The sequence below is a fragment of the Patulibacter sp. genome (assembly GCF_030655195.1).
Lineage (GTDB): Bacteria > Actinomycetota > Thermoleophilia > Solirubrobacterales > Solirubrobacteraceae > Patulibacter.
The window spans coordinates 1-25425 of sequence record NZ_JAURWA010000123.1; the positions used below are offsets into that span (position 1 = coordinate 1).

Genomic DNA, 25425 nt, shown 5'->3' on the forward strand with positions numbered 1-25425 from the left:
GGCCGGTGGGGCCGGGCGGCCGGTGGGGCCGGGCGGCCGGTGGGGACGGGCGGCCGGTGGGGACGGGCGGCGGCGGGACGGGCGGCGGCGGGGCCGGGCAGCGGCGGGGCCCGGGGGCCGGGCGGCGGCGGGAGCGCGCCCGCGCCGAGCGTGCGGGATCCGCCACTCGAGACACGACGGCGCGAGGATTGACGAATGGCGCACGCAGGGCGTGCTCGATCCGTCACTCGGCGGAGGCCCGGGCCGACCTTGGCGGATCCTGCACGTTCCTCGAGCGGCCGTTCCGGGCCGGCCCTGCCCGAGCGACCGTCCCGGGTCACGCCGGCGGATCGTGGCGCAGCCGTCCTGGGCGGACGACCGACCCGCGCCTCGTCAGCCGCCGAGCGCGAACGCGACGATCGCCGCCGCGTACGGGAAGATCGCGCAGAGGGTCATGCGGGTCGACATGGACGGGAGCGTACCCGCGAAGCGTTCGGCGCCCGCCACCCGCGCTCATCCTCCGCCCGCCCGCACACCCCCGCCCGCACGACGTCCCGCCCGCACGCACACCCCCGCACGCACAACGTCCCGCCCGCACGACGTCCCGCCCGCGCCGCCCCCGCCGTGCCGCGCCCCCGCCCACGGCGCCCCGTCCCTCGTCCGCCCCGCCCCCGGCATGCGTACCGTCGGGTGATGTCGAACCGGTCCGGACTCCTGCGCAACCCGCGGACGTGGACCGTCGTGCCCGCCGCCGTCGCCGTCACGGCCTTCGCGCTGGGCTACCTGATCTGGCTGCTCGTCGGACTCGACAGCGGCCTGGAGTGCCGGGAGACGGCCCTGTCCTGTGGCGGCGGGGGGTGGCGGGCGCTGATCGGGGTGCTGTGGACCGTCGCGGCCGTGACCGGGACGATCGCCCTCGGGGCACTGCTCACCATGGTCGTGCGCAGCGTGCTGGGGGCCTTCGCCCAGCTGCGCGACTGACCGCCCGCCCCGCGGCACCCGCCGACCGGGCGCCCGCCCTCTCCCCTACGCCTTGCCCATCAGGGCCCGCTCGATCAGGTCGATCGACGACTCGAGCTGCTCGACCGTCGCGTCCTGGACCCGGGTGATGCCGATCTGCTTGTTCACCCAGGCGTTGACCTCGCGCTGGGTGGCGCGACGGGTGCGGCCGAGCTCGCCGACGAGGCGGTGGCGGGTCTCACGCAGGCGCTGCCGCTGCTGCCAGAGCGGGACCTCGGTCGCCGCGAAGCCGCCCACGCCGCCGGCGTAGAACGCGTGGCCGCCCGGGCCCGCGCCGACCGGCTGGATCGGTGTGCCCGTCGTCGTCCCGGTGCTCATCCCCGTGCCCGTCGTGGACGCCTGCGGCTTCAGCGGCGTGGCGCCGCCGAAGAGGTCGAGCTGCGCCTCGGCCGCCATGTCGGCGTTCAGGGCCTTGAACTCGGCGACGAGGCCCAGTTCGTCCTCGGGCGTCTCCCCCGGCTCGTCGAGCAGCTGCTCGGGCGCGTCGGGATCGGCGTCCTCCTTGCGACGGAGGAACGGCACGAGCTCCTTGGCGATCTCGCCGGCGTGCGCGCGGAGCGTCGGCTCGGCGGGGATGTAGAGCCAGGAGCCCTCGATCGGGCGGTTCGGGATCGTCCGGACGAAGCGCCCGACGATCTGGCGGAAGATCATCGCCGTCTTCGACGCGGTGGCGTAGACGCCGACCCGCAGGCGCGGGATGTCGACGCCCTCGGAGACCATGTTGACCGCCACGATCCACGGGTCGGTGCTGTGGGTGAACGACTCGAGCTTCTGGTGGGCGGCCTGGTCCGTGTGCATGACGACCACGGGGGGCGTGCCGGTGATGCGGTGGAGGGTCGCGGCGACCTTGCGGGCGTGCTCGCCGTCGGCGGCGACCACGAGACCGCCCGCCTCGGGGTGGGAGTCCGCGCGCAGGCGCGCCAGGCGCCCGTCGGCCTCGCGGAGGATCTTCGGCAGCGCGCCCTCGAGGTCGGTCGAGATCGCCGTCCGGTACCGGCGCGCCCGCTGGTCGCTCGAGACCGCGTCGGCGAACGACGCCTCGACCGTGTCGTCGCCGGACTGCCACGACATCGTGCCGTCGAACGGGATGAACGACACCGGCCGGCAGACGCCGTCGCGGACCGCGTCCGCGTAGCCGTAGGAGTAGTCGGGCTGGGTGACGCCGTCGGAGTCGTACTCGACGCCCGGGATCGCGGACTGGTCGGAGCGGAAGGGCGTCCCCGACAGCAGCAGCCACTGCCGTGCCCTGCCGAAGGCCAGGTCGAAGCCCTTGCCCCACGCCAGCTCCTCACCGAGGTGGTGGGCCTCGTCGGCGATGACGATCGTCGACTCGGTGCACTGCTGCGCGAACCGCTGCGCGGACTGGGCGACGCGGGCGTAGGTGACCGCGACGCCGTGGAAGCCGGCCGGCGGCGTCAGCTCGGGGGCGTCGGGGGCCAGGTGGACGCCCAGGCGGGCGGCGGCCTCGGCCCACTGACGGGTCAGCGGCGCGGTCGGGCAGATCAGCGCGATGCGGTCCGCCTGGCGCGCGTAGAGCATGCGGACGGCCTGCTCCAGGGCGGGTCGGGTCTTGCCCGCGCCGGGTGCGGCGGCGATCAGGAAGACGCCGCGGTCCCACGCGGACATCTTCTCGAGGACCTCCTGCTGCCAGACGCGCAGGCCGGGGGGGATGGGGAGAGCGGTGCTCACGCGACCGACCATCTTGGGGGATCCCGCGGACGGCTGCAGAACCCCTGCTCAGGGCCACGGACGTCTCAGCGATTCCTCACGATCGGGCCTCGTGGCGCTGGCGCCCTCCCGCTATCGTCCGCGCCATGGGGTTCGCCATCGCCATCGTCGTCCTGGTCCTGATCGGCGTCGCCGTCGTGGTGGTGCTGCGCAACCGGTCCGCCGCCGAGGGCTCCGCGCTGCCCGCGCCGAAGGACCCGCTGGCCGACGCGACGGGCAGCCCGCTCGACGCGCTCGGGGTCGGCGCGGTCGTCTCCCACGGCGGCCACGACTACGTCGTGCGCGGCCAGATCCGCTTCGACGAGGACGGCTACGTGTGGTCGGAGTACCACCTCGACGCCGGGCAGGACGTCCGCACCTGGCTGTCGGTCGACCTCTCCGACGGGACCGACGTCGCGCTCTGGAACGCCGTGGAGGCCCCGGGCGGCCTGTCCCCCGACGGCGGCGCGGTGACCTTCGAGGGCCGCACCTACAAGAAGGTCGAGTCCGGTAGCGCGACCTTCACGTCGACCGGCACGACGGGTCTGCCGGACTCCGGCAGGGCGCGGTACGCGGACTACAAGGCCGAGGGCGGCCGCCTGCTGTCGTTCGAGCAGTGGTCCGGCGACGGCTCCTGGGAGGTCTCCACCGGCTCGGCCGTCGGCACCCACCTGCTCGAGATCTACCCCGCCGGCACGGCCGCCGGGGGCGTGGCGTGAGCGACGCCGCCCCGGCCGGGGGGCCCGCACCGAGCCCGCCCGGTGCCGAGGCGCTGGCCGCCGCGCAGCAGGCCCTGGACGCCGCCCGCGAGGCCGTCGGCGCCCTCGTCACCGTCCGCGCCAAGGCGCTGAAGGAGGGCGTCCGCCTGCGGGAGCGGGCCGAGGTCCCCGGCATGGCGGGTCTCGGCGAGGACGCCGCCCTGCAGGAGCGTCGCGCCGAGGCCCTGGAGCCCCGCATCGAGCAGCTCCGCGACCTCGCCCGGCGGGCGGAGCTGGCCTACGAGGCGCTGCGCTCCGACCGGCCGGCCGATGGCCGCTCGACGGACGCACACCGGACCGCCGACGACCGTCCCTCCGGCGCGCCCGACGCCGCGACCGGCGACGCCGACGAGCCCGAGGACCGCTGACGTGCGCGCCCTGATCGACGTCCCCTTCCGCGACGCCGCCGCGACCGACCTGGCCTGGGCCCTGGAGCCCGACGCCGCGCCATCGGCGGGCCTGGCCCACGTCGACGTCGTCACGGGGGCGTTCGACCTGCGGCTGCACGTGCTCGGCGCGTCGCACGCGGTCGAGCTCCTGGTGCCCGGCGGGCGGCGCGTGACCGAGACGGTCGCCTGCGGCATCGCCGGGGGCGTCGCGCTGGACCGCGCCCCGGGGCGGATCGACGCGCACGGTCTGCGCTACGCGTTCTCCGCCGACGTCGAGACCGCCGGCACCGCCGCCGTGGTCGCGCTGGCGGACGAGCTGCACCGGACCCTGACCGAGGACCCCGCCGGCATCGTCGCGACCTTCCCGGGCGCGCCCGGCGCGGCGACCGGCCTGCGGGCGCACGCCACGGCGGACGGGGCGGCCTGGGACACCTGGCACCTCTACCCCGAGCGCGGCGAGGTCGTCCGGACCCGGTCGTCGGTCGCACTGCTGGGGCACCACGTCGCGGTGGATCCCGCCGGCACGCCGGGCACCCGGGCCGCCGGTCCGGCGCCGACCGGGGTCCCGGGGTCCGGCCACGCCGCTCCGCCGACGGTCGACGACCGTCCCCTCACGACCACCGGGGAGGCCCGTCGATGAGCCTGCGCGGCAAGTCCACCGCCACGATCGTCGCCGGCGGCGCGCTGCTGGTGATCGCCCTGGTGCTGCTCGTGGGCGGTCTGTCCTCGTGCGGGTCCTCCCCGCGCTCGTGGGTCAAGGACCACTACACCTCGGCCGGCAAACGCGGCGGTGCCGACGTCTACCGGACCACCCAGAACGTCGCGAAGGTCACGAAGGACCTCACCGACGCCTGGAAGCCCGCGGACCGGCTCACCGACCCCGGCGCCGTGTTCCTGCGCTACCGCGACGACCTGGTCGTCGTCCGGCCGCGCACGGGCGGGGGCACCGAGATCGCGGTCGACGACGCCGACCGCGGCTACGCCAGCTCGTACCCGTACGTGGGCGGGTGGTTCGGCACGTACTCCGGCCGGGCCGAGGGCTTCCGCGGCGGCGGACCGGGGACGGGCAAGTGAGCGTCCGCCGTCGGACCGCCGTCCTCGCAGCGACGCTCGCGCTGCTCCCGACCGTCGGCATCGGGCAGGCCGGGGCCCAGTCGACGCTCTCGGACCCCCCGGAGTTCGGCCGGACCACGACCACGTCGGCCGCGCCACCGACGACCACCGGCACGACCTCGACGGCGCCGACCACCACGCAGCCGACGATCACACGACCCGAGATCACGGCGGCCGAGGCCGGCGACGGCATCCTGCTGTCGGCCGAGGACCGCGTCGAGCTGGCCAACACCCTCGCGGAGGCCACGTCCGAGTCCGGCGTCTGCTTCGGGTACCAGGTCGACCTGGGCGGAACCGGGGCGTCGGACCGCAGCGAGACGCTCTCCGGCGGGGGGCCCGACAAGACGCCCGCCCCGTCGACGTGCCCGAAGGGCTCGGTCATGCTGCGGGTGGGCCTGACCTACACCAGCTCCTCCTCGGAGTCCGAGGACAGCGCGTCGTACTCCGTGAGCTCCACCGCACCCGGCACGCCGAGCAACCCGACGGCGGCCCTGAAGGACCTCACCGGCGTCGGCGACGACCAGCTCCTCGGGGACGACGACGACCTCGCTCTGCGCAACCTCGCCGCCGCGCTGCCCCTGCTGCTCGACGACGCCGAGCCCGCCGAGCTCGCCGCACCGGCCGCGAAGGCCCCCAACGGCGACCGGCTGACCGGCTCTCCCGGCGGGGACTGGATCCGCGCGCACGGCATCGGCATCGGCATCGCGTTCGCCCTGCTCGTGCTCGCCGGCGTGCTCGTCGTCGGCGGCCTGATCGGCCGGCGCCAGGCCGGCCAGCCGAAGCGCCCCTCGCGGCGCACCCGTCCTTCGTCCTCGGGCTCCGGCTCCGACGGACCCTCGTCCTCCACCACGACCACCTGAGCCGGCCATGAACGACACCCTGAACGACCTCCTCAACGGCCTGGGCAGCGCCGCCGCCTACTCCGTCGTCGGCCTGCTCGTGCTCGTCGCGGGCTTCGTCGCCGTCGACCTGGCCACGCCCGGCGACCTGCGCAAGCAGATCTGGACGGACCGCAACCGCGACCTCGTCGCCGTGCTCGCGTCCGGCCTGGCCGCCAACACGATGACCGTCGTCACGGCGATCCTGACCTCGGACGACGACCTCGGCAAGGGTCTCGTCGACGCACTCGGCTACGGGCTGCTCGGCGTCGTCCTGATCGGCCTGGTCTTCAAGGTCGTCGACCTGCTCACCCCCGGGGACCTCGGCGAGATGGTCGCCCACGACGACCACCACCCGGCGGTCTGGATCACCGTCGTGACGCACCTGGCCGTCGGGGCCGTGGTCGCCGCGTCGATCTCGTGACCGCGGACGGCGCCGCGGGCGCCGTCCCCCACGGACGGCCGGAGCGGGACGCGGCGGCCGTCGGGCCGGATCCCGACGCGCCGTCCCCGTCGACCGACGCCGGGACGACCGGCCGCCCGGACGCCGCCGTGGACGACCCGATGAACGGACCCGCCGCGGCACGCCCGATCCGCGCGCTCCTGCTGCTGGCCGCCGGCGCGTGCGCCGCGTGCGCGCTGGTCTACGAGCTGGCGCTGATCGCCCTGGGCGGCGTCCTCGTCGGCGCGACCGTCACGCAGACGTCGCTGGTCGTCTCGCTCTTCGTCTTCGCCCTCGGCCTGGGCGCGCTGGCCGCCAAGCCGCTCCTGAAGCGCCCGCTGCCCGCGTTCGTGGCGATCGAGGTCGGGGTCGCCGTCGCCGGCGGCTTCTCGGTGCTCGCCTGCTACGCCGCCTTCGCCTACGCCGGGGTCTACACGCCCGCCGTGGTCGTCGCGTCGCTGCTCGTCGGCGGGCTCGTCGGTGCCGAGCTGCCGATCCTCATGGAGCTGCTGCAGCGCATCCGCAAGCAGGCCGCCGCCCGGGCGCTCGCCGACCTGACCGCCGCGGACTACGTCGGCGCCCTCGTGGGCGGGCTCGCGTTCCCGTTCGTCCTGCTGCCGCTCTTCGGACAGATGCGCGGTGCCCTGGCCGCCGGCCTCGTCAACCTCGTCTGCGCCGCCCTGATCGTCTTCGTCGTCTTCCGCGGCGACCTGTCCCGGCGCCTCCGGGTCGGCTCCGCCGCCGTCCTGCTGGTCGGCGCGCTCGCCGTCGTCCTCGGGCTCGCCTACGCCGGGCGGTTCGAGGTCTCCGCCCGGCAGCAGCTCTACGACGACCCGATCGTCGTCTCGGAGCGCACGCCCTACCAGGAGATCGACCTCACCGAGAGCCTCACCGTGCGCGGGACGCCCGACGTACGGCTGTACCTCAACGGCGACCTGCAGCTCTCCAGCCGCGACGAGTACCGGTACCACGAGGCCCTGGTCCACCCCGTCCTGGCGGCGACGAGCGCCGCGGCGCGTGGCCGGGGCCTGCGCGTCCTCGTGCTCGGCGGCGGCGACGGGATGGCGGTGCGCGAGGTGCTGCGCCGGCGCGACGTCGCGTCCGTCCACCTCGTCGACCTCGACCCGGCGATGACGCGGCTGGCCCGCACCGACCCGCGGCTGCGCTCCCTGAACCGCGGATCGCTCGACGACCGCCGCGTGCGGGTGACGAACACCGACGCGTTCAACTGGGTGCGCGACCACGAGCAGGACGCCACCGACGACCGCTACGACGCGGTGATCGTCGACTTCCCCGACCCCGACGACCAGGGCCTCGCGCGGCTCTACAGCGCCGAGCTCTACGGCATGGTCCGCACCCGCGTCCTCGCGCCCGGCGGCGTCGCCGTCGTGCAGTCCGGGTCGCCGTACTTCGCCCCGGACGCGTTCTGGTCCGTCGGCCGCACCCTGCAGCTCGGGGGCTGGCGCGCCCGGCCGTACCACGTCGACGTGCCGACGTTCGGCGACTGGGGCTTCTGGCTGGCGGGCCCCGCGGACGGCTCCCGTCCGGCGCCGGCCCTGACCGTCGGGAACCCCGCCGTCCCGGGGCTGCGCTTCCTCGACGAGGCCACCCTGCGCGCCGCCGCGACCTTCCCGGCCGACCGCGGCCCCCGCGACGTCCGGCCGACGACCCTGAACCGCCCGGCGATCCTGGACTACACGCGGCGCGGCTGGGCCGATTACTAGGTCGGTCGGGCCCGCGCCAGGACATCGGCCGGGCCCGACCGGCGCGTTCGACGGCCAGGGGCCGGTCGGCCCGAGGACCTGCACCACCGGCACGGGCCCTCCGGGGGTCCGTGCCACCGTTCCTCGGAACGTTCGCCCCGTCGAGCGAGGTGAACGTTCTCGAGAACGGCAGGCGTGCCGCCGGTCGCCATGCGCGGGCCCCTAGGTCGGTCGGGCGCCCGGGAAGCGGGCGTGCAGCCACATGTCCCACCGGGGGCGCTCGGCCTGGGCGACCATCGCGCCGCCCGGCCCGAAGAGGTGGGCCTGGAGCAGGATCGCCGTCGACTGCCACGTGTGGACGGACAGCTCCACGAGACCCGGCGCCGGGGCCGTGGTGCGCACGAGGAGGTTCGTCGGCCCGACCTCCTCGACCGTCCCGGCCAGGAGCGGCGCGCCGGCCGCGCCGACGATCTGATCGCCCATCGTCGCGTCCTGCAGGCCCAGCGCCCCGAGCAGCGCCGTCCAGGCCTCGTCGCGGCCCGCCGACACGCTCCGCACGACGAACACCCCGCCCGCCGGCTGCCCCGGGAAGTGCTCGCGCGCCAGGACGAGGTTGCGCAGCCCGGCGGCCCAGCCCTCCTCGGTCCCCGCCACCGCCGCGCGGTAGCGGTCGCCCTCCACGGTCAGCCCGCTGGTCAGACGCACCCGGCAGGTGGCCTCGTCGACCGCCTCGACGACGACCTCGGTCCGCCACGGCGGGACGTCGGTCCCCCACTCGCGCTCCTCGTAGGCGAAGCGGTGCGGCTCGTCGTACGCGGTGACCGTGCCGTGGCTGTGGCCGAACGGCCCGTGGTCGGTGACCACCGCGCCGCCGACCCGTGCCTGCACGCTCGCGGGGACGAACCACGTGCTCAGGCCGGCCCCCGTGGCCACCGCCCACCAGACGTCCGAGGGCGTCCCCGGGACGACGGCGGGGACCCGGACGAGGGCGACGTCGGGGGCGTCGGGATGGTCGGCGAGGAGGGGCGGGTCGGTCATCGGGAGACGGCCATCGCAGCAGGCACGCGGAGCCGTGTCAACGCGACGCCCGCGGGTCGGCCGGTCGCGCACCGCCGCGTGCCCGCCCCTATCGTGCGGGGGGTGCTGCTCGCGATCGTCATGGGCATCCTCGCGATCGCGTCGCTCGTCGCGTTCGTCGTGCCCCTCCGGATCGCGATGCGCCACGAGGACGGGCCGCGGACGGTCGGCGGCGGCGTCGCGCCCGGGACCACCGAGTTCGTCGGGCTCTCCCACCTCGAGGTCGGGGTCGAGCTGAAGTTCGACCGCCAGACGTGGTTCGTCTGCGGCGTCCAGCACGTCACCGCCCCGGACGGGGCGACCTGGTCGGCCTGGCACCTCGACGACCGCGGTCAGGGCGGCTGGATGGCGACCGGCGGGCCGGACGAGGACGTCGTCTTCGCGGTCCGTGCAGAGAGTCCGGAGACGATCGATCCCGCGCTCGACGCGGTCACGTGGCGCAAGCACGAGTGGGCGCGCACCACGGTCGACGGCGGGACGGTCCGGGCCGAGGGCGAGCGACGCCTGGCCCGCCGGGGCGGCATGGCCCCCGTGGCCCCGACCGACCTCGAGCGGGTGGTCTTCGCCCGACCGGACCTGCCGGCGCGGCGCCTCGTGCTCGAGCGCTCGGCCGGCGACGAGACCTGGAACGCGTGGATCGGCACCGCCGTGCCCGGCAGCATGATCGACGTCTGGCCGCCCGCCGGCGCGCTCGCGGCGCCCGCGGGCCCTGGGACGGCCGCGGCGCCCGCGCCCGGCGCCTAGCCCTCGTAGACCGCCCCGGCGCCCACGATCGCCTCGACCTCGATCTCGACCTTCAGGCGCGGGTCGACGAGCGCCGAGACGCCGAGGGTGGAGATCGTCGGGCGGGCACCGCGGAGGGCCTCGCCGTACGCGCTGAGCACCGGGCCGCCGTTGACGGGCAGGTCGACGACGAACACGCGCGTGCGGATGACGTCGCGCAGCTCCGACCCGGCCTGCTCCAGCGCGTGCTCGATGGTCTCCAGCGCGAGCCGGGCCTGCTCGCCGGCATCCTCGGGGATCGGATCGTCGCCGCGCGCGGCCGTGGTGCCGGAGACCAGGACGCGGTCACCGACGCGGATCGCGCGGGAGTAGCCCACCTCGGTCTCCCACGGTCCGCCGGAGTGGAAGCGCTGGACGCGGTCCTGGTCGCGGCTCATGCGTCGTAGGTTACGGCGATGTTGCCGGGCGCCCTTGGACGCCCGTCCCACGTCCCCCCTCCCCCGTGCGCCCGACCACGGGCCACGGGGACGGGCGGGAGGGCGTGAGCGGACGCCTCCGGGGGTAGGGACGACGTGCCGATGCCCGTGCCCCACTCCCCCACCGATCGTGCCGGCTCGCGCCGCGACCCCACCTCCGCGCGCGCCGCCAGGCTGGGCATCCCCCTGGTCCTCGTCGTCCTCGCGATCGTCGCGGCGATCGCGGTCTCTGGGCTGCTGGCGGCGGTGTTCCTCGGCGCGGCGGTCGTCGCCGTGGTCGCGGACCTCTGGATCCGTCTGGGCATCCGCAGCCAGGACGATCGCGACGACGAGGCCCGCGCCCGGCGGATCTTCCGCCGACGCGGCCGCTGGCCCTCCGACGACTGACGCGCCTCCGGCGCCGCCCGCGGGTGGATGCCGCCGCTCGCGCTAGTGGCGGAAGTGGCGACGACCGGTGAAGACCATCGTCGCGCCCGTCGCGTCGGCGGCCTCGATCGACAGCTCGTCCCGCATCGAGCCGCCCGGCTGGATCACGGCGGTGACGCCGGCGTCGAGGCCGATCTGCAGGCCGTCGGGGAAGGGGAAGAACGCGTCGGAGGCCATCGCCGCGCCCGTCAGGTCCAGGCCGTGCTCCGCTGCCTTCTCGGCGGCGATGCGGGCGGAGTCCACGCGGCTCATCTGTCCCGCGCCGATGCCGACGGTGGCCCCGTCCTTCGCGTAGACGATCGCGTTGGACTTGACGTGCCGCATGACCCGCCACGCGAAGAGCATGTCGCGCCACTGCTCGTCCGTCGGCTGGGCCGTCGTGGCGACCTTCATCGTCGCCGGGTCGATGACGACCGCGTCGGTGTCCTGGACCAGGACGCCGCCGGCGACCGACCGGACGTCGAGCCGCTCGAGGCCCTTCAGCGGCGCGTCGTCGCCCGTGAGCAGGCGGACGTTGGGCTTCTCGGACAGCAGCGCGAGCGCGTCGTCGTCGAACGACGGCGCGAAGAGCACCTCGACGAAGAGCTTCGAGAGCGCCTCCGCGGCGGCCAGGTCGACCGGGCGGGTCAGGGTGACGATGCCGCCGAAGGCCGAGACCGGGTCGCAGGCCAGCGCGCGCTCGAACGCCTGCAGGCTGGAGTCGCCGATCGCGGCGCCGCACGGGTTGTTGTGCTTGACGATGACCGCGGCGGGCTCGTCGAACTCGCGGGCGATCGCGCGGGCGGCCTCGAGGTCGAGCAGGTTGTTGAACGACAGCTCCTTGCCGTGCAGCTGCGAGACGCCCGACAGGAGGTGCGCCGGAGCGCCGGCCCGGCGGTAGTACGCGCCGCGCTGGTGCGGGTTCTCGCCGTAGCGGAGGGTCCGGTCGCGGACGTAGCCGCGCGAGAAGGTCGGCGGGAACGGGACCCGGCCGCCCGACGCCGGGTGGCCGGCGGGGTGGCCGAGCGGCAGCTCGGAGCCGTCGAACTCGGGCTGGTCCTGCAGGAAGCCGGAGATCGCGGCGTCGTAGCGCGCGGTCGTGGCGTAGGCCTGGAGCGCCAGGTTGCGGCGGGTGACGAGGCCCAGCGAGCCGTCGCCGGAGGCCTGCAGCTCCTCGATCACGGCGGGGTACTGCGCGGCGTCGGTCAGGACGCCCGCGTAGCCGTGGTTCTTCGCCGCGGCGCGGATCAGCGACGGGCCGCCAATGTCGATGTTCTCGATCGCGGCGGCGAGCGTCACGCCGTCCTTGGCGATCGTCTCCTCGAACGGATAGAGGTTGACGACGACCAGGTCGATCCAGCCGATGCCGTGCTCGCCCGCGGCGGTCGCGTGCGTGTCGAGGTCGCGAACGCCGAGGATCCCGGCGAAGAGGTGCGGGTCGAGCGTCTTGACCCGCCCGTCCATCATCTCGGGGAAGCCCGTGATGGTCTCCACCGCGATCACCGGGACGCCGGCGTCGGCGATGGCCTTCGCCGTCCCGCCGGTGGAGATCAGCTCCGTGCCCTGGGCGTGCAGGGCCTGCGCGAGCTCGGTCAGACCGGTCTTGTCGGACACCGAGAGCAGGGCTCGGCGGACGGGGACGCGGTCGGGGGCGGTGGTCTTCAGGGGATCCGGCATGGCGTCCGCCGAGGATAGCCACCGACCCGCCCGCGCCCCGGGTCCGCCGCCCGTCAGCCGGCGCGGAGCGGCCGCAGCTCGCCGCGGGCCGCGCGGCGGACGGCCTCGGGCAGCAGCCGGTGCTCGAGTGGGCGCAGGGCGTCGTGGACCTGTCCCGCGGTCGGCGTGCCGGGCAGCCGGATCGCGTCCTGGAGCAGGATCGCCCCGGTGTCGACCCCGTCGTCGACGAGGTGGACGGTGACGCCGAAGACCTCGACGCCGTGCGCCACGGCCTGCTCGATCGCCCGGATGCCCGGGAAGGCCGGCAGCAGCGACGGGTGGACGTTGACGATGCGGCCCTGAAACGCCCCGACGAAGACCGGGGTGAGGATCGCCATGTAGCCGGCGAGGACGACGAGCTCGACGCCCTCGGCCCCCAGCCATGCGGCGATCGCGGCGTCGCGCTCCTCGCGGGTGGCGTGCTCGTCGCGCGGGAAGACCCGCGACGGCACACCGGCGCCGGCGGCCCGCACCAGCGCCCGCGCGTCGGGCTTGTCGCAGGCCAGGGCGACGACCTCGGCCTCGTGCCCGTGCACCGTGTCGAGCAGGGCCTGCAGGTTGGTGCCCTCGCCCGAGGCGAGCACGCCCACGCGGAGGGGCCGGGTCGGGGTGGCGGGCGGACCGGGCATGACCGCGCCGAGGATACGCGGGCCTACCTGAGCGTCGCCTGCTCGCCCGCGACCTCGAGCACCGGGTACGAGCCGCCCGTCGCCCGCAGCGCGCCGGACTCGAGGAGATCGTCGACCCGCGCCAGCAGGTCGCCCGTGCGCAGGCTCGCGTGACGGGCGTAGGCGGGGAGCCCGTCGTAGCCGCTGACCAGGACCTTCTGCGAGCGGCTGCCGCGGAGGATCTCGGCCACCCGGGTGCGACCGACGGACGGGCGGGCGTCGCGGACGACCTCGACGATCGACGCGTCGACGGCCACGGCCTCCTCGGGGTCCAGCCGCCGGGAGCCACCGGTGAGGCGACGAGCGGCGGACCGGGCGCCCGCGGACTCCCGTCGCCCGGCGGCGCGCGCGTCGGGCGACGTGCCGCCGAGGTCGGGCAGCAGTCCGGGATCGCAGGCGTCGCAGCACGGGACCGTCGGACGACCGGCACGGCCCCGGGCGCCGGGGCCGCCGCGGCGGGCGTCGTCCGCCTCGACCGAGGGGTCGCCGAAGTGGCGGAGCACGGCCCCGCGCCGGCAGACGTCGCTCTCGACGAACTGCCACAGCGCGCGGTACTGCGCCCAGCGCTTCTGCTGCGCCTCGCCCGCCAGCGCCTGGACCTCGAACCGCACGCGCTCGTCGTAGGGCCCGAGCAGGCGGCCCTTCAGGCGGTCGGGCGGGCCGGGCTGCGGCTGGACCATCCCCGCCTGCGTCAGGTGCCCGAAGACCGCGCGGGCGGACTCGCCGTCGACCCCGAGCTCCTGGACCGTCACGTCGAAGCGGTTCTCGCGGGACCCGCGCTCCAGCGCCCGGGCGATCCGGTCCAGCGTCGCGTCGTCGACCTCGCCGCGCTCGATGAAGTACCGGTGCAGGCCCTTGTCGCGCCCGTCGGCGAAGAGGAACGCGTGGGCGGGCTCCCCGTCGCGGCCGGCGCGCCCGGCCTCCTGGTACCACGCCTCGATCGACGGCGGGGCGCTGTCGTGGACGACCGTGCGGACGTCCGCCTTGTCGACGCCCATGCCGAACGCGTTGGTGGCGCAGACGAGCGGGACCTCGCCGCCCATGAAGCGGCGCTGGGCCTCGTCACGTCGGTGGCGGTCCAGACCGGCGTGGTAGGCGACGGCCTCGACGCCGAGGGCCTCCCCCAGGTCGGCGGCCAGCCGGTCGGCGTTGTCGCGGGTGCCGGCGTAGACGATGGCGGGCAGCGCGTCGGGTGCCCCCAGGGCGGCGAGCAGGCGACTGCGGCGCTCGACCTGCCCCGAGCACCGGCGGACGACGAACGACAGCGCCGGCCGGTCGAAGCCCGTGCGCACGTGGACGGGGTCCTCGAGGTGCAGCCGGTGCTCGATGTCGCGCGCGACCTGCGGGGTCGCCGTGGCGGTCGCCGCGAGGATCGACCGGGTGCCCAGCCAGCGCGCCGCGTCGGCGAGGCGGAAGTAGTCCGGCCGGAAGTCGTGCCCCCACTGCGACACGCAGTGCGCCTCGTCGACGACGAACAGGCCGACCGTTGCGTGGCGGATCCGCTCGAGGAAGGCGACGGACCCGAAGCGCTCCGGCGCGACGTAGAGGAGCTTGACGTCGCCCGCCACGGCCCGCTCGACGGCGCGGTTGTTCTCGGCCGGGTCCTGCTGGCCGCTGAGCAGCGCGGCCGGCGGGATCGCCTCCGGATCGGCGGCCCGCACGCGGGCGTTGAGCTGATCGACCTGGTCGCGCATGAGCGAGACGAGCGGCGAGACGACGAGCGTCAGGTCGTCCCGGCACAGCGCGGGCAGCTGGTACGTCAGCGACTTGCCGGCCCCGGTGGGCATGACGACGAGCGCGTCGCGGCCGGTGAACGCGGCGCGGGCGGCGTCCTCCTGACCGGGCCGGAATCCGGGGAAGCCGAAGACGCCGCTGAGCGTGGAGAGCAGCGGGTCGGCCTGGCTCGGGGAGACCGGCATCGGTCCTGCACGGTAGTGGCGCGGGGGGACGACAGCCCGCGCGGCGGCGCTTCGCCGCTCCCCGACGCAGGATCGGCACCGGACCCGAGCCCGACGGGCGTCACGCCCGCCCGCGGAACGCGCCGGTCGGACGCCGTCGGCCCGCGACCTGCCGCCCGCCCGCCCGCTCGCGGCCCGGGACCCGTCGCGAGGCCCCGCACCCAGCGGGTACGGTGCCCACCGACCCATGTCCCCCGTACGCGGTCCCGTCCCCCTCGTCCGTGCGCTGCCCGTGCTCGTGCTCGCCCTGGTCGCCGGCGCGCTCCTGCCGGCGACGGCGGGCGCCGCCTCCGGGCGCACGTACGTGGCGTTCGGGGACTCCTACACTTCCGGCCTGGGGATGCCCGACCAGCGCGCCACGCCGTCGGGCGAGCCGAACTGCTTCCGCTCCGCGCGGAACTACCCGTCGAAGGTCGCGGAGCGCCTCGACCTCGGGGCCGAGCGCACCGGCGGCTGGGCCGACTTCTCGTGCTCGAACGCGACGCTGTCGGGCCAGGCGCTGCTCTCCCCGATCGACCTGCTCGGCGAGGTCGCCCTCGCCGAGCGCGCCGGCGCCCTGGGGAAGGACACGCGCTTCGTCACGCTCACGGGCGGCGGCAACGACCGCTGGGACGCGGCGGGCCTGGGGCTCTTCGCCGGGGCGATCATCTGCCTGAACGACCCGGGGTGCGGCGCGAACCCGCCCGCCCAGACCTTCGGGCGGCCCGGGAGCGTCACCGCCGCGGCCTACGCGGCCCGGGCGCGGCCCGCGATCGACCGCATCCGGGCGCTCGCCCCACGGGCGCGAATCGCGCTGGTCGAGTACCCCGAGGTGCTGCCCGCGTCCGGGCCGCTCTGCCGCACCGACCAGCTCGCCACGACGCCGGCGCCCGCAGGCTCCGCGGCCTACACCCGGGCGGCGACCTCGGCCCTGTTCGCCGCCCAGGGCCCCGCCGCCGACGCCCTCGGGCTGACGTTCGTCGACACGACCTCCGCCACGGCCGGGCACGACATCTGCCAGGAGTCCCGGTTCCGCTGGTACGCGCGCTCCGGGGACACCGGGGCCGATCCCGTGCACCCGACCGAGGACGCGCACTCGGCGATCGCGAAGGTCGTCTACGCCGCCCGGCCCAGCCTGCCGAAGGCCAGGCTCGCGGGTCCGTCGTCGGCCCGGGTCGGGCGCACGGCGACGTTCCGCGCGACGAACCTCGTCCGCGCCACGGGCTACCGCGCCCGCCTGACGCGGCGGCTGAGCGTGGCCGGGCGGACCCGCACGTGCTCCGCGCCCGTCGGGAGTCGCCGGACGGCCTCGGGGACCGCCTCGTTCAAGGGCCGGGTCCCGTCCCGGCTGTCCTGCGCCGGTGCGCCCCGGGCGTCCCGCAGCCGGGCGACCCCGGCGGGCCGCTACACCGTCCGGGTCTGCGCGGAGACGTCGTCGGGCTCCTGTCGGTCGACGGGGTCGACGGTCACGCGGACGGTGCGCCTCTCGCGCTGAGCGCCGCGCCCCGGTCGCCGCACCGTGCGGTCGCTCGGGGGGCGACCGGGACCGTGCCGCCGGGACGTCCGACCCGGACCGTCGTCGGGGCCCTCACCATTAGGGTGAACACCATGAGCCTCCGCGTGCCGGCCGTTGTCGTCGGAACCTTCGCCCTGGGTCTGGGTGCGGCGTCCCCGGCCCTGGCCGCCGACGTGACGACGGAGGCGCAGCTCCGCGCCGCGCTGACCGCGAAGGACCCGACGATCGACCTCCGCGCGGACGTCGCCCTGACCGCGCCGCTGCCGATCGTCTCCTACGCGGCGACGATCGACGGCCACGGGTTCGCCGTCGACGCGCAGCGCCTCGCCCGCGTGTTCTTCCTCGACCCGGGCGCGGGCCGGACGGTCGCGCTCGACGACGTCGCGCTCCGCGGCGGGCGCGCCGTCGGCGGGGCCGGCGGGGACGGCTCCGGTGGTGGCGGCGGCGGCCTCGGGGCGGGCGGCGCGATCTTCCTCAACAGCGGTGCTGCGACCCTCTCTGCCGTCGCCCTCGAGAACGCTGCCGCCGCGGGCGGTCCCGGAGGAGGTGCCATCGCGCGCAACGCCGGGGGCGGCGGAGGGGGTCTCGGCGGTGCCGGCGGCTCGGGGCTCAACGGCGCAGGCGGAGGCGGTGGGTTCCTCGGGGCCGGCGGGTCCGGATCGAACGGCGGCGGGGGCGGAGGCGGGCTCCTGGGGACCGGAGGCGCCGCGAACAACGGTGGTGGCGGTGGCGGCGGCGAGCCAGGAGCGGGCGGCAACGCGGCGGCCTCGGGGGGCGCCGGCGGTGTGATCGGTGGCGCGCCCGGCGGCGCCATCACCACCGAGAGGATCAACAACGTCTTCATGATCGGCGGCTCGGGGGGTGGCGGCGGTGGCGGTTCCGAGCGGAGCGCCGGTACCGACGGCGGCTCCGGGCAGCTGCCGAGCCAGGGGAGCGACGGTGGTGCGGGCGGCGCCGGGGGCATCGGCGGGGGTGGCGGGGGCGGTGGGACCAACGGCCTCCAGAACCCGTCGGCGGGCGGCCCCGGCGGGGCCGGCGGCGACTTCGGCGGCGGTGGGGGCGTCGGCAGCGGGTCCGACGGCGCGACCGCTGCGGGGGCCGGGGGCTTCGGAGGTGGCGGGGGTGGCAGCACATTCGGCGGCCGCGTCCCGGTGCCCGCGGGAGCAGGCGGATACGGCGCCGGGAACGGCGGTGCCTACCGGGCCGACGGTGGTGCCGGCGACGGCCTCGGCGGGGCGATCTTCGTCCGCACGGGGTCCACGGTGGCCCTCCGCGGCGGCACCGTGAGCGGCAGTACCGTCACGGCCGGCACCGGTGCGGGCGCCGCGGCGACGGCCTCCGGACAGGACCTCCACCTCATGGCGGGCGGCGCCGCGGCCGTCGACGGCCCCTCCGACCTCGAGCTCGACGGCACGATCGGCGGCGACGCCGGGGACGCGGGCATCGCGAAGACCGGCACCGGCACCCTGCGCCTGACCGCGGCCAACACGTACACCGGCCCGACCGCGCTGCGCGCCGGCGTCCTCGAGCTCGGCAACGGCACGGGCTCGGCGACGGGCGACGGGCTCCTGACCGTCGGCGACGGCGCCACACTCGCCGGCGAGGGGAGCGCCGACCGGACCGTCCTGGCGTCGGGCGGCACGATCGCGCCGACCCCGGCCGACGACCTGACGCTCGGGTCCCTCGACTGGCAGCCGGGCGGCGTCGTCGGCGAGCGGCTCGCCGGCCTCCCCGCGACGGGCGGCGTCGTGGTGGCCGGACCGCTGACGAAGACCGGGGCGGGGACGCGGACCTTCGCGCTCGACGCCACCGGCATCGCACCGGCCACGACGGTCGTGCTGCTGCGCGCGACCGGCGGCATCACCGGCTTCACGCCCGCCGACTTCGCCGTGACGGGCGCCACCGGCACGCTCGCGGTCACGGGGGACGCGATCACCTTCACGACCCCGGCGGCCCCGGTGGGCCCGGCACCCGTCCCCGTGACCCCGGTCCCGGTCCCCGGCCCGTCCTCCGGGCTCCTGCCCACGCCGCTCCTCCCGTCGACGCCCGCCGCGCCGCCGGCACCGGCCACGCCGTCGAAGCCGTCCGCGCCGCGGCCGAGCCTGCGGCTGACGCGCACGCGGGCCTCCGCCGGCGGCGGGGCCGTCGACCTCACCCTGCGGGTGTCCGGCGCGGGCGTCCTGTCCGGCGTCGCCACCCACGACCGTCCCGGGAGTCGCGCGGCCCCGCGCGCGTCGAGCAGCCTCCGCCCCGGACCCGGCCGCTACGTCCACGCCCGCTCCGCCGCGGTGCGGACGACCTCGACGTCGACCACGGTGCGCGTGCGGCTGCGCCGGACGGCGGCCGGGAACGCCGCGCGGTTCCGGTCCGCCCGCGTCGCGCTGCGCCTGACGGTGCGGTTCGTGGCCGCGGACGGCCGGACCGCCGTGCGTCGGTCGACGGTCCGCGTCGCTGTGCCGCGGAAGAACCGCCTGCGCTAGGCGTCCGGGGCTCGACGGGCCCCGGGCGGTCGGGACCTCCGCGTCGGGCGCGGGGTCCGAGCGGGTCCCCCCGACGCCCGCCGGGGGACCCGGGCCGTTCCCGGGGCGCAGGCCGAGCGCCCCGCCCCGGCCCCTCAGCGCGTGGTGACCATCGGCAGCTGGTTCTCGAGCGCGAACTTGCCGAGGTGACCCTCGGTGCCCTCGAGGGGGTACTCGCCGGTGAAGCACGCGTCGCAGTGCCCGGAGCGGTTGCCGCGGACCGCCTCGTAGACGCCGTCGAGCGAGAGGTACGCCAGGGAGTCGCAGCCGATGTGCTCGCGGATCTCCTCGACGGTGCGCTCGTGGGCGACCATCTCCTCGCGTGCGGACATGTCGACCCCGTAGTGACAGGGGTTGCGGATCGGCGGCGCGGTGATCCGGAAGTGGACCTCCTTGGCGCCGGCGTCCTTGAGCATCTTCACGAGCTGCCGGGTGGTGTTGCCGCGGACGATCGAGTCGTCGACGACGACGAGGCTCTTGCCGCCCACGACCTCGGGCAGCGGGTTGAACTTCAGCCGCAGGCCCTGCTGGCGCAGCTCGTTGCCGGGCTGGATGAACGTGCGCTGGACGTAGCGGTTCTTCACGAAGCCGTCGTCCATCGGGATGCCCGTGGCGCGCGAGAACCCGCGGGCGGCCGGGATGCCGGAGTCGGGCACCGGCACGACGAGGTCGGCGCCGAGGACCGGCGACTCGCGGGCGAGGATCTCGCCCATCCGGCCGCGGCTCTTCTGCAGCAGGTTGCCCTTCATCCGCGAATCCGGGCGGGCGAAGTAGATGTACTCGAACAGGCAGAACGACTCGCGCTGGCCCGGCTGGACCTTCACGGACGTGACGCCGCGCTCGTCGAGGATCACGAGCTCGCCCGGCTCGACGTCGCGGACGTACGTGGCGCCGATGATGTCCAGCGCGCACGTCTCGGACGCCACGACCCACGCGTGGTCGTCGATCTGGCCCAGGACGAGCGGCCGGATGCCCTGCGGGTCGCGGAACGCGTGCACGCGGTCGCGGTCCATCACGACCGTCGAGTAGGCGCCCTTCAGGCGCGGCATGACCTCGACGATGGCGTCGGCCAGCGAGTCCGCCTGCGTGTTGGCCAGCAGCGCGGCCATGATCTCGGAGTCCGTCGTCGCGCGGAACGTGACGCCGCGGGCCGCGAGCTCCGTGTGCAGGTCGACCGCGTTGACGAGGTTGCCGTTGTGGGCGAGCGCGAGCTCGCGCAGGTCGTTGCGGTGGACGGGCTGGGAGTTCTCCCAATCGTTGCCGCCCGTCGTCGAGTAGCGCGTGTGGCCGACGGCGATGTCGCCCGTCAGCGCCCGCAGGTCGTGCTCGTTGAAGACCTGCGACACCAGCCCCAGCGCGCGCTGGGTGATGATGTAGCCGCCCAGGTCGGCGGCGGCGATGCCGGCCGACTCCTGGCCGCGGTGCTGTAGCGCGTACAGCCCGAAGTAGGCGAGCTTCGAGACGTCGTGCCCCGGGGCGTAGACGCCGAAGACCCCGCACTCGTCGCGGGGGCCCTCACGGTGATCTTGGGTGGAAACCATGCGCCGGCGCCGGGAGTAGGGAGCGGGATTTCACCGCGACACCTCTTGCGAAGATAACAGCCGGTTCACCCGGCACTGTGAGGACCCGGCCGACGACCGCCGAAGTGGACGAGGAGCGGACGGGGGGTCCCCGCGCCGCGGGCGGGACGGGCCCGGGTCCACCGCGCCGTAGGCTGGGTGGAGCATGTCGACGCGTACGCCCCTCCGCCCCGGCCCGCTCTCGCCCCGCCGCAAGGTCCCGCGCGAGATCGCGCGCCCCTCCTACGCGCTGCTCGGCGAGCCCGGCCCGACGCAGCCGCCCCGGGCCCGCACCCCGGAGGAGCTCGCCAACATGCGGACCGCCTCCGACATCGCCTCCGCGGCCCTCGCCGCCGCCGCCGCCGCGATCGCCCCCGGCGTGACCACCGACGAGCTCGATGCAGTCGCACACCAGGTGATGATCGACGGCGGGGCCTACCCGTCCACGCTGAACTACCGGGGCTACCCCAAGTCGACCTGCATCTCGATCAACGAGGTCATCTGTCACGGGATCCCCGACCTGCAGACGACCGTCGAGGCGGGCGACATCGTCACGATCGACGTCACCGCCTACTACGGCGGCGTCCACGGCGACCTCAACCAGACCTTCGCCGTCGGCGAGGTCGACCAGCACTCCAAGGACCTGATGGAGGCGACGCGTCGCGCCCTGGACGCCGGCATCGCGGCGGTGAAGCCGGGGGGCCAGGTGCGCGACATCGGCAAGGCGATCGAGCGGTTCGTCCGCGGGCGGTACGGCATCGTCCACCAGTTCGGCGGCCACGGCATCGGCCCGGACTTCCACGACGGCCTGCACGTGCAGCACAACTACGACCGGCGCGGCGGTGGCGAGCGGTTCTTCCCCGGGATGACCCTGACGGTCGAGCCGATGCTGACGCTCGGCAGCCCCGACGCGCGGGTCTGGGAGGCCGACGGCTGGACGGCCGTGACGGTCGACGGCTCGCGCTGCGCCCAGGAGGAGCACACGATCCTCGTGACGGAGACCGGCACCGAGGTCCTGACGACCCACGTCCCGCTGTAGGAGGTCCGGTGCGACGGCGCGACGTGCGCGCCGTCTACCGTTCCCAGGTCGCGCGACCCGCACCCCGCGGTCGCGCGCGGCAGGAGGCCCCCCGATGACCGCACGACCCCGCACGACCATCCGCACGTCGCTCACCGCCTGCGCGGTCCTGGCCGCGTCGCTCGTCGGCAGCGCCGGTGCCGCCGCGGCCCCGGGCGACACCGTCCGGCTCGCGCCACCCGCCGCCCCCGCGCCCGCCGCGACGTCGCGCATCGTCGGCGGCACCGTGCTGCCCGACACCACCCAGGCGCCGTACACCGTCGCGATCTTCACCTCGGTCAGCGCGACCAGCGGCGAGGGCTGCAGCGGCACCGTGGTCGACTCCACGCACGTCGTGACCGCCGCGCACTGCTTCATCGAGGCGGACGGCACGAAGGCCGCGCCCTCGCAGGTCACGGTCGTCGCCGGGACGCCGAGCTACTACGGCGCGCCGAAGGACCCGGGTGCGACGACCGTCGGAGCGCTCGCCGTGCGGACCCACCCGCGCTACGTCCCGGCCGAGTTCGACGACGACGTCGCCGTCGTGACGCTCGCCCGGCCGCTGGACCTGGGCACGGGACGGATCGCCGCGCTGCCGCTGCCCCCCGTCGGCTCGTCGATCCTGCCCCGCGACAAGTACGCCTACGCCTCCCGCGCGGTCCAGCTGACCGGCTTCGGCATCACCGCGACGAACGCGGACGACTTCGGCACGCTGCGCACCGTCGGGGTCGGGGCGATCCCGATCGGCTTCTGCGGGACGGGCTCCTCCCGGGACGCCGCGGGCACCGACGCGCCGGCGATCCTGCTCTGCTCGGACCGGCGGGGCGCCGGGGCCTGCCAGGGCGACAGCGGCGGCACCGCGGCCGTCGGTCCGCTCGGCGCGCGCGTGCTGGCCGGCGTCATCGACACCTCCGGTGCCGACTGCCAGGAGGGCCGCAACCTCTACGCCAACGTCGCCGCACCCGAGATCCGCACGTTCATCGACGCCGCGCTGCGCGAGCAGGACCTGCCGGCCGAGGCCACGCCGCTCTCGCCGCGCGGCGGGGGCAACGTCAAGCTCTCGGGCCGGGCGGTCGTCGGCCGGACCGTCACCTGCCGTCGCGGCTCGTGGCGCAGCGGCTCGCGCTTCCGGTACGCGTTCGTCTTCGTGAAGGGCACGAAGGAGCGCAACCGGGGCCTGAGCACGAAGCGCACCTACAAGGTGCGCTCCAGCGACCGGGGCTGGTCGGTCTCCTGTGCGGTGCAGGCGCGCAATGCGGGCGGCACCGGCGCGACGTTCTGGCCGTTCGCCACGAAGGTCCGCACCCGCTGAGCGGGGACCGGCGGGGACCGCCCCCGGGCGACGCTCGCGCGCGTGTGGCGGTGGCGCGTGAGGCGGTGGTGGTGGCGACGGGTTACCGCTGCCCGCGACCGGCGGCGAGCTCGGCCGACGCCTTGTCGTACCAGGCCTCGTCGATCGCCCCGGTCGCCACGCCCGCCTTGCGGTAGCGCTGCCCGAACTCCCGGCCGGGGCAGGTCCCACGTGGCGTGGTCCTGCGGAACGGCAGGCGCACCACGACCTGGGCGACGTTGTTGCCCTCGTCGGACTCCCAGAGCGCGTTCCCCGGATCGGCCGTGTGCACGTAGGCGAAGCAGCCCCGCAGCCCGGTGACGTCGATCCACTGCTCGGGGTAGGCCGGCGGGTAGGTGTCCGACCAGCCGACCGAGGTGCCCAGCGTGACGGCGCGACGGTCCCGGTCGGTGCTGCAGGCGGGGTAGACCTCGCGGCGGGGCGTCCCGCTCAGACCGGGCCGGGTGCGTTCGAGGTCGCGCAGGCAGTACGCCACCTTCGGGCCGGTCCGGACCACCGCGGTCTTCGTCCCCGCGGCGTCGAGCGCCCACAGCTCGAACCGGGCCGCGTCGTGGAACTTCCAGTAGCGCCGGTTCAGGTGCCCGTACTTGTACTCCAGGCGGCCCGGGGTGTCGATCCGCCGCGTCCCGCCGTCCGCCCGGCGCACGAGCTGGTCGGCCTCCATGAACTTCGACCCGCCGACGATCCTTCGGCCGCGCAACGACGCCGGCCCGGCCCCGACGTTCTCGATCGAGTTGCCGGCGCGCAGCAGGACGCGTCCGCGGCCCGGTCGGTCCGTCCGCAGCCCGAACGGGCGGCGCATCATGAGGTCCGGGCAGCGGAGCGCACCGGCGTCCGGGGCGGTGCACGGGTTGTTCGGGTCGACGGGCGACTGACGGGTCGTTGCGGTGGCCGACGGCCGCTCGTCCCCGTCCCCCAGCGCGGCGGACACGGTGCCCGCACCGGTGGCGACGAGGGCGGCCGCGAGGACCGCGATCGACAGGGTCCTGGCGCGGCGCACGGCGGGGGATCCTACCCGCCGTCCGGCCCGGCGACGGGCGATGCGGCCGGGTCTGGACGGGTGGTGACGGGGCACCACCCCGCGGGCGTGGTCCCGGTGCCGGCGCGAGGACAGGGGGGCGCACGGGCCGGTCCTCCCCCGTCCCCGGCCGCGTCCGGGTCGGACCGCTCGTCGGCCTCCGAGGTCCGCGGCGATCGGGGGCCGGTCAGAGGGCCAGTCGCGGGTACTCGATCGCCGGACAGCGGTTCATCACGACGGTGAGCCCCGCGGCCCGCCCCCGCTCCGCGGCCGCGACGTCGATCACGCCGAGCTGCAGCCACGCGGCGGACGCACCGATCTGCGCGGCCTCGTCGACGTGGACCCCGGCCTCCTCGGACCGGCGGAAGACGTCGACGACGTCGATCGCGTGGTCCTCCCGGGCGGCCGCCAGCGTCGGGTAGGCCCGCTCGCCCAGGATCTCCTCGGCCTGCGGGTGGATCGGCACGATCGTGTTGCCGCGCGAGCGCAGGAGCGCGGCGATCCGGTGGCTGTCGCGGTCCGGCCGCGGCGAGCACCCGACGACGGCCCACACCCGCGGCGTCGCCAGCAGCTCCCGCACGGTCCCGTCGTCGACCCCGTCGATCGTGCTCATGGGCCGAGGCTACGGGACGGCGCCGGCGGGGCCGGCGGACCGCCGGGGCCGCCGGGCGATCAGGCCGCCGGGCGGTCAGGTCGCCGGGCGGTCAGGTCGCCGAGCGGTCGGGCGGCCGGACGGTCGGGCCGCCGCTCACCGGCCACGACGACGGGCGCGCCGCGCGGCGCGCTCACGCGCCGCCACCGCCGCGCGCAGCCGCGGAAGGCCCAGCGCCGCGGTCACCGTCACCGCGCGCAGCCGCTCGTCCTCGATCTCCGCCACCGAGAGGTCCCAGCCCGAGACGACGTAACGCGTGCCCCGCAGGTGGTCGAAGCGGGCCAGGCGCGCCAGCTCGACCCCGTCGGCGACGACCACCGCGTCCTCCGCCTGCGACCCGAGCGTCCGCAGCCGCGCCACGACGGCGCCCCCGACGGCGAGGTCCGCCTCCAGCGTCCGGCGCCGCAGGCTCTCGACGGCCCGGCGGACGAGGACCTCGCCCTGTCGCACGCCGAAGACGTCCACGAGCAACCCCGGGGGTGCCGACGCCGCGTCGGCGACGAACGGCGCCTCGGCCAGCACGAGGCCGGTCGTCGCCCGCAGCAGGCCCTCGGCGTCGCCCTCGGCGACCGGCCGGCCGTCGCGGCGGACCTCGACGGCGTGCCCCAGGCGGCGGTCCCGGATCGTCCGGACGGTGAGGTGGCCCGGGGACCACAGCTCGTGGACGAGCACGCACGGACGGTAGCCGCGCGGCGGCCGGGGAGGCGCCGGTGCCCCGCGTCCGCCGCCGGGCGCGGGTGCCGTCCTCCGGGAGGATCGGCC

General features: G+C 76.1%; 24 protein-coding genes. 14 read left to right on the forward strand and 10 right to left on the reverse strand.

Translation table 11 applies throughout. From position 1 onward, the window contains the following. Window positions 1-672: 672 nt before the first annotated feature. Window positions 673-960 (forward strand): hypothetical protein, encoded by a 288-nt coding sequence (locus Q7T67_RS13520; protein WP_304790400.1) that lies wholly within the window; start codon window positions 673-675, stop codon window positions 958-960. A gap of 45 nt (window positions 961-1005) precedes the next feature. Here the strand turns inward: Q7T67_RS13520 and Q7T67_RS13525 are convergent, their stop codons facing one another. Further along, window positions 1006-2688: a DEAD/DEAH box helicase gene (locus Q7T67_RS13525; protein WP_304790403.1), complete on the reverse strand. Its 1683-nt coding sequence runs from the start codon at window positions 2686-2688 to the stop codon at window positions 1006-1008. A 125-nt stretch (window positions 2689-2813) separates the two neighbouring features. Between Q7T67_RS13525 and Q7T67_RS13530 the strand changes: the two genes are divergently transcribed. The 7 genes from Q7T67_RS13530 to Q7T67_RS13560 all read left to right on the forward strand — a co-directional run bounded on the left by Q7T67_RS13530 (window position 2814) and on the right by Q7T67_RS13560 (window position 8010). Further along, complete coding sequence (locus Q7T67_RS13530; RefSeq protein ID WP_304790406.1) at window positions 2814-3425, forward strand: DUF4178 domain-containing protein; 612 nt, start codon at window positions 2814-2816, stop codon at window positions 3423-3425. After that, window positions 3422-3832 carry a hypothetical protein gene (locus Q7T67_RS13535; RefSeq protein WP_304790407.1) on the forward strand — a complete coding sequence of 137 codons (411 nt, stop codon included), beginning with the start codon at window positions 3422-3424 and terminating at the stop codon, window positions 3830-3832. The genes Q7T67_RS13530 and Q7T67_RS13535 overlap by 4 nt, the downstream gene beginning before the upstream one ends. 1 nt (window position 3833) lies before the next feature. Next, window positions 3834-4493 carry a DUF2617 family protein gene (locus tag Q7T67_RS13540; RefSeq protein ID WP_304790410.1) on the forward strand — a complete coding sequence of 220 codons (660 nt, stop codon included), beginning with the start codon at window positions 3834-3836 and terminating at the stop codon, window positions 4491-4493. Next, a complete protein-coding gene (locus tag Q7T67_RS13545) occupies window positions 4490-4927 on the forward strand; it encodes a DUF4247 domain-containing protein (protein WP_304790413.1) in 438 nt (145 codons plus the stop codon). Before Q7T67_RS13540 ends, Q7T67_RS13545 begins: the two co-directional genes overlap by 4 nt. After that, window positions 4924-5826, forward strand: coding sequence for a hypothetical protein (locus tag Q7T67_RS13550; RefSeq protein ID WP_304790416.1), 903 nt, complete (start codon window positions 4924-4926; stop codon window positions 5824-5826). The genes Q7T67_RS13545 and Q7T67_RS13550 overlap by 4 nt, the downstream gene beginning before the upstream one ends. 7 nt (window positions 5827-5833) lie before the next feature. Beyond that, window positions 5834-6268, forward strand: a complete 435-nt coding sequence (locus Q7T67_RS13555; protein ID WP_304790419.1) for a DUF350 domain-containing protein — start codon at window positions 5834-5836, stop codon at window positions 6266-6268. 140 nt (window positions 6269-6408) lie between these two features. Then, the gene (locus Q7T67_RS13560) at window positions 6409-8010 is read left to right on the forward strand and encodes a polyamine aminopropyltransferase (RefSeq protein ID WP_304790421.1); all 1602 of its coding nucleotides are present in this window, start codon (window positions 6409-6411) and stop codon (window positions 8008-8010) included. Between the two features lie 201 nt (window positions 8011-8211). Here the strand turns inward: Q7T67_RS13560 and Q7T67_RS13565 are convergent, their stop codons facing one another. Then, a complete protein-coding gene (locus Q7T67_RS13565; RefSeq protein WP_304790423.1) occupies window positions 8212-9027 on the reverse strand; it encodes an SRPBCC domain-containing protein in 816 nt (271 codons plus the stop codon). A gap of 102 nt (window positions 9028-9129) precedes the next feature. Here Q7T67_RS13565 and Q7T67_RS13570 point away from each other — a divergent pair, with 102 nt between their 5' ends. Beyond that, complete coding sequence (locus Q7T67_RS13570) at window positions 9130-9810, forward strand: hypothetical protein (RefSeq protein WP_304790425.1); 681 nt, start codon at window positions 9130-9132, stop codon at window positions 9808-9810. Here Q7T67_RS13570 and Q7T67_RS13575 read toward each other — a convergent pair. After that, window positions 9807-10226, reverse strand: coding sequence for a Rid family hydrolase (locus tag Q7T67_RS13575; RefSeq protein ID WP_304790428.1), 420 nt, complete (start codon window positions 10224-10226; stop codon window positions 9807-9809). The genes Q7T67_RS13570 and Q7T67_RS13575 overlap by 4 nt on opposite strands. 141 nt (window positions 10227-10367) lie before the next feature. Between Q7T67_RS13575 and Q7T67_RS13580 the strand changes: the two genes are divergently transcribed. Further along, window positions 10368-10652, forward strand: a complete 285-nt coding sequence (locus tag Q7T67_RS13580) for a hypothetical protein (protein WP_304790430.1) — start codon at window positions 10368-10370, stop codon at window positions 10650-10652. A 42-nt stretch (window positions 10653-10694) separates the two neighbouring features. Here Q7T67_RS13580 and purH read toward each other — a convergent pair whose 3' ends face one another. The 3 genes from purH to Q7T67_RS13595 are packed head-to-tail and all read right to left on the reverse strand — an operon-like array spanning window position 10695 to window position 14973. Further along, window positions 10695-12347 (reverse strand): bifunctional phosphoribosylaminoimidazolecarboxamide formyltransferase/IMP cyclohydrolase, encoded by a 1653-nt coding sequence (gene purH, locus Q7T67_RS13585; protein WP_304790433.1) that lies wholly within the window; start codon window positions 12345-12347, stop codon window positions 10695-10697. A gap of 53 nt (window positions 12348-12400) precedes the next feature. After that, complete coding sequence (gene purN, locus Q7T67_RS13590) at window positions 12401-13015, reverse strand: phosphoribosylglycinamide formyltransferase (RefSeq protein ID WP_304790436.1); 615 nt, start codon at window positions 13013-13015, stop codon at window positions 12401-12403. A gap of 23 nt (window positions 13016-13038) precedes the next feature. Continuing rightward, window positions 13039-14973: an ATP-dependent DNA helicase RecQ gene (locus tag Q7T67_RS13595; RefSeq protein WP_304790439.1), complete on the reverse strand. Its 1935-nt coding sequence runs from the start codon at window positions 14971-14973 to the stop codon at window positions 13039-13041. 226 nt (window positions 14974-15199) lie between these two features. Between Q7T67_RS13595 and Q7T67_RS13600 the strand changes: the two genes are divergently transcribed. Then, window positions 15200-16486: an SGNH/GDSL hydrolase family protein gene (locus tag Q7T67_RS13600; protein ID WP_304790442.1), complete on the forward strand. Its 1287-nt coding sequence runs from the start codon at window positions 15200-15202 to the stop codon at window positions 16484-16486. 113 nt (window positions 16487-16599) lie between these two features. Continuing rightward, window positions 16600-18987 carry a hypothetical protein gene (locus tag Q7T67_RS13605; RefSeq protein ID WP_304790445.1) on the forward strand — a complete coding sequence of 796 codons (2388 nt, stop codon included), beginning with the start codon at window positions 16600-16602 and terminating at the stop codon, window positions 18985-18987. Between the two features lie 134 nt (window positions 18988-19121). Here Q7T67_RS13605 and purF read toward each other — a convergent pair whose 3' ends face one another. After that, window positions 19122-20567: an amidophosphoribosyltransferase gene (purF, locus tag Q7T67_RS13610; protein ID WP_304790448.1), complete on the reverse strand. Its 1446-nt coding sequence runs from the start codon at window positions 20565-20567 to the stop codon at window positions 19122-19124. Window positions 20568-20751: 184 nt separating this feature from the next. Here purF and map point away from each other — a divergent pair, with 184 nt between their 5' ends. Together map and Q7T67_RS13620 are read left to right on the forward strand one after the other, a co-directional pair. Further along, window positions 20752-21624 carry a type I methionyl aminopeptidase gene (gene map / locus Q7T67_RS13615; RefSeq protein WP_304790451.1) on the forward strand — a complete coding sequence of 291 codons (873 nt, stop codon included), beginning with the start codon at window positions 20752-20754 and terminating at the stop codon, window positions 21622-21624. Between the two features lie 94 nt (window positions 21625-21718). Beyond that, window positions 21719-22954, forward strand: coding sequence for a trypsin-like serine protease (locus tag Q7T67_RS13620; protein ID WP_304790454.1), 1236 nt, complete (start codon window positions 21719-21721; stop codon window positions 22952-22954). 82 nt (window positions 22955-23036) lie between these two features. Here Q7T67_RS13620 and Q7T67_RS13625 read toward each other — a convergent pair whose 3' ends face one another. The 3 genes from Q7T67_RS13625 to Q7T67_RS13635 all read right to left on the reverse strand — a co-directional run bounded on the left by Q7T67_RS13625 (window position 23037) and on the right by Q7T67_RS13635 (window position 25335). Next, window positions 23037-23993, reverse strand: a complete 957-nt coding sequence (locus Q7T67_RS13625) for a lysyl oxidase family protein (RefSeq protein ID WP_304790457.1) — start codon at window positions 23991-23993, stop codon at window positions 23037-23039. 205 nt (window positions 23994-24198) lie between these two features. Further along, a complete protein-coding gene (locus Q7T67_RS13630) occupies window positions 24199-24624 on the reverse strand; it encodes a CoA-binding protein (protein WP_304790460.1) in 426 nt (141 codons plus the stop codon). A gap of 135 nt (window positions 24625-24759) precedes the next feature. Further along, the gene (locus tag Q7T67_RS13635) at window positions 24760-25335 is read right to left on the reverse strand and encodes a hypothetical protein (protein ID WP_304790463.1); all 576 of its coding nucleotides are present in this window, start codon (window positions 25333-25335) and stop codon (window positions 24760-24762) included. Window positions 25336-25425 lie beyond the last annotated feature (90 nt).